The organism is Facklamia miroungae (genome assembly GCF_012396555.1).
Taxonomy (GTDB): Bacteria; Bacillota; Bacilli; order Lactobacillales; family Aerococcaceae; genus Facklamia; species Facklamia miroungae.
In genome coordinates this window covers 227,888-240,615 of sequence record NZ_JAAXPS010000003.1, presented here as the reverse complement: position 1 = coordinate 240,615, position 12,728 = coordinate 227,888, and the positions used below count along the sequence as shown (strand labels likewise).

12 protein-coding genes are annotated in these 12,728 nt (G+C 37.7%); 6 read left to right on the top strand and 6 right to left on the bottom strand.

Translation table 11 applies throughout. The features are described 5' to 3' along the window. Window positions 1–51: 51 nt before the first annotated feature. From murB to tsaE, 3 genes are all read right to left on the bottom strand, one after another. Window positions 52–951 (bottom strand): UDP-N-acetylmuramate dehydrogenase, encoded by a 900-nt coding sequence (gene murB / locus HF969_RS04810; protein ID WP_090289461.1) that lies wholly within the window; start codon window positions 949–951, stop codon window positions 52–54. Between the two features lie 85 nt (window positions 952–1,036). Further along, complete coding sequence (locus HF969_RS04805; RefSeq protein ID WP_090289462.1) at window positions 1,037–1,600, bottom strand: GNAT family N-acetyltransferase; 564 nt, start codon at window positions 1,598–1,600, stop codon at window positions 1,037–1,039. Window positions 1,601–1,603: 3 nt separating this feature from the next. Beyond that, the gene (tsaE, locus tag HF969_RS04800) at window positions 1,604–2,089 is read right to left on the bottom strand and encodes a tRNA (adenosine(37)-N6)-threonylcarbamoyltransferase complex ATPase subunit type 1 TsaE (protein ID WP_245694807.1); all 486 of its coding nucleotides are present in this window, start codon (window positions 2,087–2,089) and stop codon (window positions 1,604–1,606) included. Between the two features lie 127 nt (window positions 2,090–2,216). Between tsaE and HF969_RS04795 the strand changes: the two genes are divergently transcribed. After that, window positions 2,217–2,780 carry a DUF4430 domain-containing protein gene (locus HF969_RS04795; protein WP_090289464.1) on the top strand — a complete coding sequence of 188 codons (564 nt, stop codon included), beginning with the start codon at window positions 2,217–2,219 and terminating at the stop codon, window positions 2,778–2,780. A gap of 61 nt (window positions 2,781–2,841) precedes the next feature. Here HF969_RS04795 and HF969_RS04790 read toward each other — a convergent pair whose 3' ends face one another. From HF969_RS04790 to HF969_RS04780, 3 genes are all read right to left on the bottom strand, one after another. Beyond that, complete coding sequence (locus tag HF969_RS04790) at window positions 2,842–4,899, bottom strand: amidase family protein (protein ID WP_090289465.1); 2,058 nt, start codon at window positions 4,897–4,899, stop codon at window positions 2,842–2,844. A 148-nt stretch (window positions 4,900–5,047) separates the two neighbouring features. Beyond that, the gene (gene pta / locus HF969_RS04785) at window positions 5,048–6,022 is read right to left on the bottom strand and encodes a phosphate acetyltransferase (protein ID WP_090289466.1); all 975 of its coding nucleotides are present in this window, start codon (window positions 6,020–6,022) and stop codon (window positions 5,048–5,050) included. A gap of 103 nt (window positions 6,023–6,125) precedes the next feature. Further along, window positions 6,126–7,166 (bottom strand): DUF4349 domain-containing protein, encoded by a 1,041-nt coding sequence (locus HF969_RS04780; protein ID WP_168427160.1) that lies wholly within the window; start codon window positions 7,164–7,166, stop codon window positions 6,126–6,128. A gap of 137 nt (window positions 7,167–7,303) precedes the next feature. Here HF969_RS04780 and HF969_RS04775 point away from each other — a divergent pair, with 137 nt between their 5' ends. From HF969_RS04775 to HF969_RS04755, 5 genes are all read left to right on the top strand, one after another. Beyond that, window positions 7,304–7,753, top strand: coding sequence for a CopY/TcrY family copper transport repressor (locus HF969_RS04775; RefSeq protein ID WP_090289468.1), 450 nt, complete (start codon window positions 7,304–7,306; stop codon window positions 7,751–7,753). 18 nt (window positions 7,754–7,771) lie between these two features. Next, a complete protein-coding gene (locus tag HF969_RS04770) occupies window positions 7,772–7,981 on the top strand; it encodes a heavy-metal-associated domain-containing protein (RefSeq protein WP_090289469.1) in 210 nt (69 codons plus the stop codon). Window positions 7,982–8,001: 20 nt separating this feature from the next. After that, window positions 8,002–10,470 carry a heavy metal translocating P-type ATPase gene (locus tag HF969_RS04765; RefSeq protein ID WP_090289470.1) on the top strand — a complete coding sequence of 823 codons (2,469 nt, stop codon included), beginning with the start codon at window positions 8,002–8,004 and terminating at the stop codon, window positions 10,468–10,470. Window positions 10,471–10,637: 167 nt separating this feature from the next. Continuing rightward, window positions 10,638–11,123 (top strand): nucleoside 2-deoxyribosyltransferase, encoded by a 486-nt coding sequence (locus HF969_RS04760; RefSeq protein ID WP_090289471.1) that lies wholly within the window; start codon window positions 10,638–10,640, stop codon window positions 11,121–11,123. A 41-nt stretch (window positions 11,124–11,164) separates the two neighbouring features. Next, a complete protein-coding gene (locus tag HF969_RS04755; protein WP_090289472.1) occupies window positions 11,165–12,718 on the top strand; it encodes a Ppx/GppA family phosphatase in 1,554 nt (517 codons plus the stop codon). Window positions 12,719–12,728: the final 10 nt, after the last annotated feature.

The window sequence follows — 12,728 nt, the reverse complement described above, 5'->3', positions numbered from 1 at the left end:
AACTAAAAAAAGCCACAACGCATGGTGTGACTTTCTGATTAAATTAAGCGATTAAATTTCATTTTCACCGATAATGCGAACTTCAGTTTCAAGGCGCACTTGGTTTTTTTCCCAAATCGTTGCTTGGATATAAGCAATTAAATCCGTATAATCCGTAGCTGTTGCATGATCGATATTAACGATAAAGCCCGCATGTTTTCGCGAAACTTCTGCACCTCCAATGCGGTGTCCTTGAAGTCCTGCTTCTTGAATTAATTGGCCTGTATAATAACCCTCAGGTCTTTTAAAGACAGAACCACATGAAGGGTATTCCAAGGGCTGCTTTGATTCCCGCAATTTTGTTAAGCGATCCATTTCTGCTTTGATTTTTAATTCTTCTCCCATGTGAAGCTTAAAACGAACTGCCAAGATTAAATCGTTTTGTTCTTGAAAAATTGAATGACGATAAGAAAAAAGACAGTCAGCATTTTTGAATGTGCGAATTTGGCCTTCACGGCTGATAACATCAACCTCATCTATGACATCTTTGACTTCTCCGCCATATGCACCCGCATTCATATAGACAGCTCCACCAATTGAGCCAGGAATGCCACAGGCGAATTCTAAGCCAGCGAGGGATTCTTTCAAGGCCAGATGAGTTAATTGAATGAGCGAGGCACCTGACTCTGCTTCAAGTGTTTGTGAATTGATCAGTCGCATTGCTTTCATTTCAGTCATCATTAAGACAATTCCGCGGATCCCGCCGTCTTTTACAATTAAATTCGACGCATTCCCCAATACGGTTAAGGGTATAAGTTCTATTCTGGCATAATTGACTATTTGTTCCACTTGGGAACGGTCTTGCGGAAATATTAAGTAATCTGCCTTCCCGCCTGTTTTTGTATAAGTATATTTTGATAATGGTTCATCTTTTAAAATTTTGATGCTAGGAAATTGTTCTAATAAATTCATTATTTTTTCCCCTTCAATATGATCGTCTTTCTATTCTAGTTAAAAGGATGTCACTTGTAAAGTGACATCCTATTTTGAAAGCGGTTTAATTGATGACTTTTTCCATTGTGTAGACATCAAAATAAAAATGGCCATGTCGCAATCGTTGACTCAAGGTTCCTTTAATTTCAAAACCTAGCGATTGATATAATTGAACCGCGCGTTGGTTTTCAGTGACAACTTCTAAACACAAAACGCTAATTCCTACTCTTTCAGCAAATCCCATTAATTCTTCTACAATCATTCTGCCAATCCCATAGCCCCAATATTCTCTGACAAGGGATACACCGATTTCAGCAATATGATTTTGTTTGCGATTTGATAAATTGGCTAAATTACCCATACCAATTAATTGGTCATCGACTTCAACGACAAGTAATAAGGATTTTTCAGATAATTCATACTTGCGGATTAAATCTCGCTCTTGTTTAACATCCAGCGGGAGCCCTTCGGGACCTGTCGTTAAGTATTTCGTTTCTTTACCAATATGTCTCATTAAGCCTAAAATAGCTCGCGCATCTTTAACTTGAGCTTGGCGGATTGAAAGTTTAATTTCCTCTTCAACCACTTCAACTTGCTTTGCTTGGTTAGGGTCTTCCCACTGAGGCATTCTTTAATCAATCCTTTCTATATGTCTCAACAAATCTTGATATATAGTCTCATGTTTTTGGTCCGCTTGAGGTGAGAGACTAATTACAATTTGCCGTTGCTGCTTGTCGATAAGTTCGAACTGTATCTTTATATATTCCTTAGGTAAATAGTCCATAATAAATTCAGGCCACTCCACTAAACAAAGCGTCCTTGGATCCAAGAATTGTTCAAAATCAACTGTATCTGCTCCACCTTCTTCTAGGCGATAAGCATCAATATGTATTAACCGATCAGCAACTTGATCTAACTCATATTCTTTGACAATCGTGTAGGTCGGACTTTTGATGGCCCTTTGAATACCGAGGGTTTGACCAAAAGCTTGCGTAAATGCCGTTTTGCCCGATCCTAGGGGGCCTGACAGGAGAATTAAACTGCCCGGCTGAATAATTTGTGCCAAAGTTTTAGCCAATGCTTGAGTCTCTGTTAAACTATGGCTAGTATACTTCATCATCTATTTCTCCATTCATTCTACTTCTAAATTAATTATAGCGAAGATTCCATAAAACTACGAATTATTTGACTTTGTAGTTAATTATTGCTAATTTTATAGTAATAGAAAATGAGGAGGTCAGTTCATGAAAAAAATATTACAAGTTTCCACCATTATAATTTTGGCGATATTTTTAACAGCTTGCGATAAATTACCCGGAAATAAAAAAGCAAGTGTTGAAAATGCTCCTACTGAGGAAACGACGACAAGCGAGTCGACACCAGCAGAGACAACAGCTGATGTTGACAAAACAACGACGGAAGAAACAACAGTAGAAACACCAACCAATGACGCTCAAGGCCAAGAAGGTACAGCTACAATTATTATCAATCAAGAAAATGGTTCTCCGCTTGAATATCAAGTCAATAACATTGGTGGAGTAAGTGTTTTAGAGGCTATGTCCGCCATTGAAGAATTAGAATTCAATTTTAATGAAGACGAAGGGGTTGTCGATGTTATTGAGGGTGTAGAAAATGATTACGCGCCCAATACATGGATGTATCTCATAAATAAGCAATTTGCTGAACTTGGTGTTGTCTCTCAAAAACTAGAAGACGGCGATGAGATTGAATGGTATTATGGTACGATTGATGATATTCCTGTTACCATTATTCCTGCCCAAGAAGCCGATACTACTGATCCTGCCTAATTTATATAGACACATGTAATAATTAAGAACCGCTCCTATTGGGGCGGTTCTTTCTATTCATTTAGTATTTTTTTCTAATAAGATAACTAGCTAATCCTAGCATAGTAAAGCTAATACCATATACGAGGGATAAAGGCTTTTCTCCTGTTGCGGGCAGGGAATCATCTGTCTTAGCTGCTACCGTTTGTGAGTTAGTCGTCTGATGATTGTCTAATCCAGATTTAGAAGTAGGATATTCCATTTTAACTTTATCGACTGTATCTTCTATATTTTCTTCTAAATTATTCCACTCTTCAACTGAATCAAGCGATTCAACAATCACTTCTTCCTCCTCACTTTGGCTAGGTAAAGGTTGAAGTTCCTCTTCTCCTCCATCCGTTTCTGGAGTGTTTACAGGGGGTTGAGGCTTTTCAGGTCGGTGATAATAGGTTATAAAACGATTATTTTCTTCTAACAATTTTCCGATTTGTAAGAGACTCCGATCGTTTTTAGCAAACGTATTAAACATCACACCCATTGGTAAATTATTAGCCGTTAGATAGGTCGGTAAACTTAAGGCGGGGGTCCCTGTTAAATTAGCCAATTGGGTATAGGGAGTTAAGGTCCAGGCTGGTAACCATTGGTCATAAATAAGCTGTAATTTTTCTGCTTTACTTAACTGTGACATGTCTTCCATTTTTACAGCCATTTCCTGACTGATATGATTATAATCAGCTTTAGGTGCAGGGAAAGCGTTAGTAGCTGTTAGCAAAACTGGATATTTAGTATAGAAAGCTTCCATCTCTGCAGTAATCTGCTGGATATTCTCCCAAGCGCTAGCCACATCTTCTTTAGTCAGGTCTTTAGAAGTTTGATACAAGGCCCAAGTTAGCAATTCAACATCTTCTCTTTGAATAGGGCGACCTAACGGCCTTTTCGCCATATAATCGAGTGATCCTGCATAGGAAGAAGCGAGAATGTAATAATTTTCCATCAGTTTCTTACCGTCCACGGGGTAAGCAACTTCTTCTATCTGATAGCCCTCTCCTTTTAAGAAGTTAACTACCCCTCTAACCGCATTTATTGCATCTTGTGAAATCACTGTGCCAGCTGGAGTCATGGTTGTAAAGGCAATTGGTGTTGACTTATCAAATGTCCCCTCAAGCACTTCATTTTTAGTCTTATCCTTCAATAACGTTTCAAAAAGAGTAATCGTATCTTGCATTGATTTTGTTTCAGCAAAATGTGTGGTTTGGTTTTTTTCAGAGCTACTGTCCCAAGTTAAGATTCCTCTGGAAGGATGTAGACCAATTAGGCCAGACCATGAAGCTGGGATTCGGGTTGATCCCCCGGCATCGCTTGAACTGGCAATTGGTACTTGTCCAATCGCTACAGCGGCTGCAGATCCTCCAGAAGAACCTCCTGGATTATGGTCTAAGTTCCATGGATTATGGGTGTCTCCGTATAATTCAGAGTTGGTGACATTGATCCAACCAAACTGAGGATACGAGGTTTGTCCAATCACTATAAAGCCTGCTTCTTTAAACGCTTTAACTTGGCGTCCATCTCTTTGAGAGATCTGATCTTCTAAAAATTTCAAACCATTCGAATTTATACCACCCTCAACTGAATGACCTAAGCCCTTTACCAACATAGGCACACCATAAAAGGGTTGTCCTTTATCTTCTAAAGCGGCTGCTTCTGCTAAAGCCTCCTCTTTGCGAGTTGAAATAATATTATTAAGATCAGGATTCGTTTCTTCGATCACTTGAAAAGCCAACTCAATTAATTCTTGGCTAGTCGTTTTCCCACTTCGAATCATCTCAGCTAAGGTTGTAGCATCAAGTTGTTTATATTCTTCAACAGTTAGAGGAGTTTGTGAAACTCCCTCTTCCAAACTTTGTGAATCGTAAACAGTTGACCCAGCCTCTTTTTCAGGTGAATCACTATTTATTGCTGCATTATTAGGCTGGTTTAATACCTCGGTCAAATTCGACGCTTGAGAATCATATTCTTTTTGTGCTTGACTCGTTTCTACCGTCACTGGTTCTGTAGCGTTAACCTGTAAAACGATAGGGGTCAGACTATTGAGAACAAGAGTTGCGACCAGTAATAGTTGCTTTGAGAGTGTTTTTTTCATTGATAACCTCCAGAATTATTTTTTCACAAAGTTCATTGTACCATTAACTTTCATTTTGTGAATGCTTTTTATGCGATTTAACAAAAAAACTTCCTAGCAAAATAATTTGTTAGGAAGTTCAGACTATTATTATTAGTTATCTGCTCGATTAACCGATCACTTGATTGGCTGTAATAATGGCTACCTTGAAAACATCTTCTTCTACGCAACCTCGTGAAAGGTCAGAAACCGGCTTGTTAAGACCTTGCAGAATCGGACCGACCGCTTGGAAGTTTCCAAGACGTTGAGCAATTTTATAGCCGATATTACCTGATTGGATTTCAGGGAAGACAAACACGGTAGCTTGTCCATCTAAGATGGATCCCGGAACTTTTTGAGCAGCAACTTCTGGAACAATAGCTGCATCAAATTGAATTTCTCCATCAATGATTAATTCTGGTGCAAGTTCTTTAGCCATTTTTGTTGCTTCAGCCACCTTATCAACCTCTGGTGACTTAGCAGATCCATGGGAGGAAAAGCTTAACATGGCTACTTTAGGATCAATACCGAAAATTTTAGCTGTCTTAGCACTCTCGACTGCTATTTCAGCTAGTGATTGTGAATCAGGGTTAATATTGATCGCACAATCAGCAAAGACTAGCTTTTGACCATTGGTATGGGGTGGTACCATGATAAAAGCACCTGAGATGAGGTTAACGCCTGGACGAGTTTTAATAATTTGCAAAGCAGGTCTGACAGTATCGCTCGTTGAATAAACAGCCCCACAAACCATTCCATCCGCTTCTCCAGTATAGACGAGCATCGTACCAAAATAAGCAGGATCTTTTAACATTTCAACAGCTTGTTCACGCGTATTTTTCCCCTTGCGGCGTTCCACGAAAGCCTCAACTAATTCGTCCATTTTTGCATAATTTGATGGGTCATGAATTGTGATTCCTTCAATCACCCAATTTTTTTCTTCAGCTAATTTTCTAATTTCTTTTTCATTTCCTAATACAATCGGCTTTACAATATCTTCAGCATGCAAGCGAACAGCTGCACCTAAAACACGCGCATCATTTCCCTCGGGGAAAACAATGGAAATATTTTTACCCTTAATATTGTCTTGTAACTGTTGAAACATGTATGAACCACTCCTTATATTTCGCTATCACTATTATGATACACCTTTATAAAACTGTTCTCAATAATTTCATTTAATTCATTATTAATTGTTTTAGATTTGACTATTTTCGGATGTTTTCACTTTTTTCATCTGTTTCATTGAGAGGAAGTGTCTGTTTAATTGATGTCTCAGACTTTTCATTCTCTTCATTTTCCGTTCCGGCCAACATTTTATTCTTTTTTTCTTTTTTAGGATGATACATGCGATAATTTTTTAAAAATTGTTTAACCACTAACCGGTAGAACAGATATAAAATCAACAGGATCATTAGTAATGGGAAAGCGGCTACCAAAAAGAGGACTATATTTTCCAACAGCCATTTAGTCGAAACTAAAGCTTGTTTAAATGTATTCGCAATACGGGTGCTAAAAGAATAGTTTTGATTACGCTCTTGCGCTAATACATAGCGTTCACGCAAAGTTATATTTATTGTAGCCTGATCAATTTCATTTTTAAGATTAGCTTTTTCTGCCAAATATTGATCTCTTTGCACAATAGCATTTTCAATTTCTGTTTGAATTCGAACAATTTCTTCAATCTTCTCTGCTTTATCTAATAAATCATTCAGGCGTTCTAAACGATCTTCTACGGCCTTTATACGTATCTCAATATCATTCACCGATCGTGTCACATCTTCAGATCCCCTACTTGCAGATTGTAGTGAGGCATTTGGTAAATCTTGAAGCTTTTCAAACGTTTGATTAAAATCGGCTTGAGGTATACGAGCCACCAAACTTAACTCTCTCAATTCTTGATTAGCATCGGAATCATACCCACCATCCATGAGAAATTCATTTTGGTACTGAATCGTACCTTGGCTATTATTAATGATTTCGAACAAGGCTTTTTTAGAATCATCATACTTTAAAGTCTCAAAATACATATCAGCATTTTGAATGAGGTAACTTTGATCTACATTAGATTCCTCTTGATAGTTTTCATCAGCCATTTTCATTTGCTGATTATCCATATCTTTTGTATCTGTGAGGACTCGTTCTGAAACATTTTGTGAGTTAGATGGCCCTTTATTTCCACTATCACAAGCAATCAGACCTAATGCCATTGCTAGTATTAGAGCCAATAATTTGTAGTACTTCTTCATCATTTTCCCTCCTACATATTATTTTTCTTTATTATAGCGGTAAATCGTATAAAAAACTAAGGTTAAACTTGCAATTATGTGTTTACAGATGTAAACTTTAATTATAGTTACAAATGTAATCAGAGAGGAGTTTTTTGATGCAAGAAGAACTTTCAGTTCCAACTATTAGCGATGCAGAATGGGAAATCATGCGGATCGTCTGGTCCCATCAACCCCTTACCTCTCGTCAAATTATTGACATTGCAAATCAATTTTCAGATTGGAAGGAGGCAACCATCAAGACTTTAATTAATCGTCTTTTACAAAAAAAGCATTTAATACTGACCGGTGATCAAAAACCCTACCATTATCAAGCTACAATTAGTGAAAAAAAAGCTAATCAGCTAGTCTTAAATAGTTTTCTTCAGCGGATTTGTAATCTTCAAAAAGCTGAAGCCATTAGTCAACTCTTAGATCAAACCAACTTATCGCAAGAGGATTGTCAACAGTTAATTAGTCAGCTTTTAATTAAAAAGCAAACTTCTCCACAACAACTTGTATGTAACTGTCCATCTGGCCAATGTTGTTGTCATTCTCAATCACATTAATTTAATGGAGGAATTATCATGGAAAAACAAACTTTTACAGTCCAAGGGATGTCATGTAGTCATTGCGCTCAAACAATTCAAGATTTACTTTTAGCGATCGATGGAGTAGAGAACCTTCATATTCAATTAGACAATAAAGAGGTCACTATTGAATTTCAAGATCATTTAACCATAGAAGATCTGAATCATCAATTGAAGGATACCCATTATCAACTATCCAAAAAATAAACCTGTCAGGGAGGTCTAGTATGAAATCCACCATTTATTCTATTGAAGGAATGTCTTGTGCTGCTTGTGCGAGTACAGTAGAAAAGGCCTTAAATGCAACAGAAGGGGTTAACCAAGCCCAAGTTAATTTACTCCAGCAAACAGTCAAAGTAGATTATGATCCACAAATCATCAATTTTGAAAAAATGGCAGACCGCATTGAAAACGTTGGTTACCATCTCCTTCCATCTTTTGATGAAGCCCTTATCCAAAATTTTCGCATTGAGGGTATGTCCTGTGCTTCATGTGCTCAAACGGTCGAAAAAGCTGCCAAGGAAATGCCTGATGTTCACTCGGCTCAAGTTAACTATGCGACTGCTACATTGAACATCGAATGGAAAGATAAAGCACATCCTGAACAAGCAATTCAAGCAGTTCAACAAGTCGGTTACGACGCTAGCTTAATTATTTCACCTGAAGAACACTATCAAAAAGATATCGAACGAGAACAAAAGCATTTGACTAAAAGCAAACGAAAAATATACGGTATGGTCTTATTAACCTTACCGCTCTTACTAATAGCCATGGGTCCAATGATAGGTATCAACTTACCCTCTATTCTGTCCATCAAACAAAACCCACTAATCCATGCTTTGTTACAACTCTTTTTAAGTGCCGGTTTACTGTATTTAGGTAAAGAAATGTTTATTCGTGGATTTAAGAGTCTAATCAATCGTCATCCTAATATGGATTCTCTAGTGGCGATTGGTAGTGGGGCTGCCTTTATTCAAGGAGTCGTTGTCACTATTTATCTTTTACTTCATCCTAATCCATCAGGTCATCATTTAGAATTATATTTTGAATCAGCCGCAGTGATTGTTACTTTGATGACTCTTGGTAAATACTTGGAAGATCTTGCTAAGGGAAGAACCTCTTCTGCCATCAAATCTTTAATGGATTTAGCTCCAAAAGAAGCAAGAAGAATTAAAGAAGATGGATCGATTGAAATTATTCCTAGCGAGCGAATACAACCCGGCGACCACCTGCAAATAAGACCAGGTGATACCATTCCTATGGATGGAGTCATTCTCCAAGGACAATCGAGTATCGATGAGTCGATGCTAACCGGAGAATCGATGCCTGTCGGCAAAAAAGCGGGGGATAAGGTGACGGGCGCCAGTATTAATAAGACGGGTTCCTTCACTGTTGAAGTCACTCGTGTTGGACAAGATACTACCCTCTCACAAATTATTAAATTAGTTAATGAAGCTCAATCTTCTAAAGCCCAAATTGCAAAATTTGCAGATCAGGTAGCTTCCTATTTTGTACCAAGTGTTATGATTATTGCCATTCTAAGCGGTCTTTTTTGGTTACTTATTATGAATCAATCCTTAACTTTTAGTTTACAGATTTTTATTAGTGTACTAATTATTGCTTGTCCTTGTGCGCTTGGACTCGCTACCCCTACTGCTATTATGGTTGGTACTGGAAATGCTGCTCAAAAGGGGATTCTGATTAAAAGTAGTCAAAGTTTAGAAACCACCCACCAGGCTGATACTATTTTGCTGGATAAAACAGGAACCATCACCCAAGGTAAAACAAGTGTGACTGACTTCTATCCTTTGTCAGAAGACAAAAAAGACATCGTATTGAGTATGCTAGCCAGTGTAGAATCCAATTCTGAACATCCTTTAGCAAAGGCAGTCATTAATTTCGCTGAAAGTCAAAACATCCAATATACACCTCTCAAACAAATTCAAACCATCACAGGAAAAGGAATCAGTGGAGTTGTCAATCAATCCGTTATCCATATAGGAAATCTACGATTGATGAATGAAATATTGACCTCTCCCATTCCGCAAGAATTTCTTGCTCAAGCTGAAAAACTAAGTGAACAAGCAAAAACCGTTATTTATTTTAGTATTGACAAAGAATTTCATGGGATTTTAGCCATTTCAGATCCTATCAAAGAATCTAGTGCAGGAGTTGTTCAGCAACTTAAAGAAATGGGATTAAAAGTGATAATGGTAACCGGCGATAATCAAGCAACTGCCAAGCATATCGGACAAGTAGTCGGACTTGACCAAGTTTTTGCGGAAGTCTTACCAGAAGACAAATCAAAGATTGTTAAAAAAGTACAAGCGGAGGGTAATAAAGTAATTATGGTAGGTGATGGGATCAATGATGCCCCTGCTCTCGCTCAAGCCGATATAGGTATGGCTATCGGTTCAGGAACCGATATTGCGATTGAATCAGCCGATATTGTGCTTATGAATGACAATCTAACGACTATTCCAACAGCTATTCAATTAAGCCATGCGACCATACGCAATATTAAACAAAATCTTTTCTGGGCTTTCTTCTATAATATAATTGGTATCCCTTTTGCTATGGGATTCTTTTATCTATTTGGCGGGCCTTTGCTTAATCCGATGATCGCAGCTTTTGCTATGAGTTTCTCTTCAATATCTGTTCTACTAAATGCTCTACGTCTCAAATATTTAGCTTAAATCTTTTGCCATAGTTAGTATATAAACTACTAACTATGTTTTTTTTATAATTAATCTAAAAGAATCTAATGAATTAATACACGAAACAGGAAAAATTTACTATAATAGATTTGTGTCCGTTCTATTTAGAGATGTTCACTACTATCATTTTTTGAAAGGATCATTCAATGACTAAATTATATTTTGCTAGCCCCCTCTTTAATGAAATGGAACTAGCCTTTAATCAAAAAGTTGCTAATGAATTACGTCAAGCCATGCCTGAATTAGATATCTTCCTCCCACAAGAGCAAGCTGAAATCAATGATAAACAAGCTTATGCTGATTCAAAAATGATTGCTCGTTTGGATACGGAAGCTGTATTAGAAAGTGATCTTTTAGTAGCCGTTCTTGATGGTCAAATCATCGATCCTGGAGTAGCTAGTGAAATTGGTATTGCTTATCAAGCAGGCATTCCAATTATTGGTCTCTTTTCCGATACGAGACAGCAAGGGGCAGATAATCCTCAAAAAATTGAAGCACTCAAAGATGTTGCTGAGTCACAGTTTCCCTACGTAAACCTCTATACAGTAGGTCTTATCAAATTAAATGGAAAGATTGTTAGGCACTCTTCTGAGCTTGTTCAAGCAATTGAAGAGATCCTTAGCAATCAATAATGCTAATAAGTTACTAAGTCAAAATAGATAGGTGGAAATGAATGTATTCCAATAAAGTAGGATTAATCGATATCGGCTCAAATACAATCCGCATGGTCATCTATGGGATTGATAGCCACTTTGAAATTCATGAAATTACGAACCTCAAGGTTGCAGCTCGTTTATCTCAATATTTAATAAACGATGATCACGAGCAAATTGTCATGGCCGACCAAGGAATTCAAAAACTAACCGAAACACTCGCCAGCTTTAATTACGCAGCCAGAGCACACGAAATTGAAGAATTGATTGTCTTTGCTACGGCAGCCATTCGTCAATCTGCAAATCAAGAGACCATTATCCAACGCGTTTTAGATGAAACTGGTATCGAAATCCGGATCTTGTCCGAAAAAGAAGAGGCTTCACTTGGTCAATATGCCATTTCACACTCCTTGCCAAACCGTAATATGGTAACAATTGACTTGGGGGGTGGCTCTTGTGAGATTACTCTATCAGAAAACAAAGAAATTAAGCATTATCACTCCTTTCCTTTTGGAGTTGTGAGCCTTAAAGAGAAATTTTTCGCAGGTAAAGAACATAATGATGCCGTAGCCATTGAAAAAACCCGACGCTACCTTCAAAAAGCCTTCAAATCACTCTCATGGTTAAAAAAAATCGAATATCCTATTGTCGCAGTGGGAGGATCTGCTCGTAATATTGCTCAAGTTCATCAACGTTTACAGCGTTACCCCATTGCAGGTCTGCATGGCTACCGACTATCAGAAATAAACTTAGAAACTACACTCGATCTTTTTCAAACAACTAATTATCAGGATATGCAAGATATTGACGGCTTAAGTTCTGATCGAACCGATATTATTATCCCTGCCAATTTAGCCCTGATAGAGCTTTATCAAGTGGTTGATGCCCCAACTTTATATATTTCTAGACAGGGTCTTAGAGAAGGTATCATTACATACTACTTAAACGATCATTTCGACCAGCCAATCGATCCTGAGCATATCCATGTGCGAAGCGTGGCCAAATTATGCCGTGATTTTAAAGTCCATCCAAAAGTTGCCGAGGTCAGGAGTAAGATAGCTATCGACCTCTATAAACAGCTCACTGATTTGAGTCAATTGAATTATTCTTATGCTCAACAAGTTGAACTTGAAATGGCTAGTTACCTCTATAAATGTGGTCAATTTATTTCGCAAGAAGCAGACTCCCAGACTACATTTTATCTCTTATCGAATATGGACTTAGCAGGGTTCTCTCACCGTGATCGTGTTCGTTTAGCTCTATTGAGTAGTTATCGCAATAAATCATTACTCTATCAATATTGCCAACCCTTCGTCGATTGGTTTAGTGAAAATGACATGAAAGAATTGCAATCACTAGGAGGCATCCTAAAATTTAGCCAAGCCTTAAACGACTCAAAAACCTCCCCGATCAAAAAAGTCAAACTTGAAAAAAAGAAAAAAGATTATCTATTAACACTCTATCATCACGGCCCTGTAGTGGCTGAACAATATCGAGCCGAGCGCCATTCTAAACATATTGCTCGCAGCTTGAATGGGTCCTTAAAACTGAAATATGTCGATTTAGATGCTTAATAAGAATTGA

Coding starts and splice junctions, on each gene's coding strand:
- murB (WP_090289461.1), bottom strand. CDS start 951: ATGAATTTATTAGAACAATTTCCTAGCATCAAAATTTTAAAAGATGAA.
- HF969_RS04805 (WP_090289462.1), bottom strand. CDS start 1,600: ATGCCTCAGTGGGAAGACCCTAACCAAGCAAAGCAAGTTGAAGTGGTT.
- tsaE (WP_245694807.1), bottom strand. CDS start 2,089: ATGAAGTATACTAGCCATAGTTTAACAGAGACTCAAGCATTGGCTAAA.
- HF969_RS04795 (WP_090289464.1), top strand. CDS start 2,217: ATGAAAAAAATATTACAAGTTTCCACCATTATAATTTTGGCGATATTT.
- HF969_RS04790 (WP_090289465.1), bottom strand. CDS start 4,899: ATGAAAAAAACACTCTCAAAGCAACTATTACTGGTCGCAACTCTTGTT.
- pta (WP_090289466.1), bottom strand. CDS start 6,022: ATGTTTCAACAGTTACAAGACAATATTAAGGGTAAAAATATTTCCATT.
- HF969_RS04780 (WP_168427160.1), bottom strand. CDS start 7,166: ATGAAGAAGTACTACAAATTATTGGCTCTAATACTAGCAATGGCATTA.
- HF969_RS04775 (WP_090289468.1), top strand. CDS start 7,304: ATGCAAGAAGAACTTTCAGTTCCAACTATTAGCGATGCAGAATGGGAA.
- HF969_RS04770 (WP_090289469.1), top strand. CDS start 7,772: ATGGAAAAACAAACTTTTACAGTCCAAGGGATGTCATGTAGTCATTGC.
- HF969_RS04765 (WP_090289470.1), top strand. CDS start 8,002: ATGAAATCCACCATTTATTCTATTGAAGGAATGTCTTGTGCTGCTTGT.
- HF969_RS04760 (WP_090289471.1), top strand. CDS start 10,638: ATGACTAAATTATATTTTGCTAGCCCCCTCTTTAATGAAATGGAACTA.
- HF969_RS04755 (WP_090289472.1), top strand. CDS start 11,165: ATGTATTCCAATAAAGTAGGATTAATCGATATCGGCTCAAATACAATC.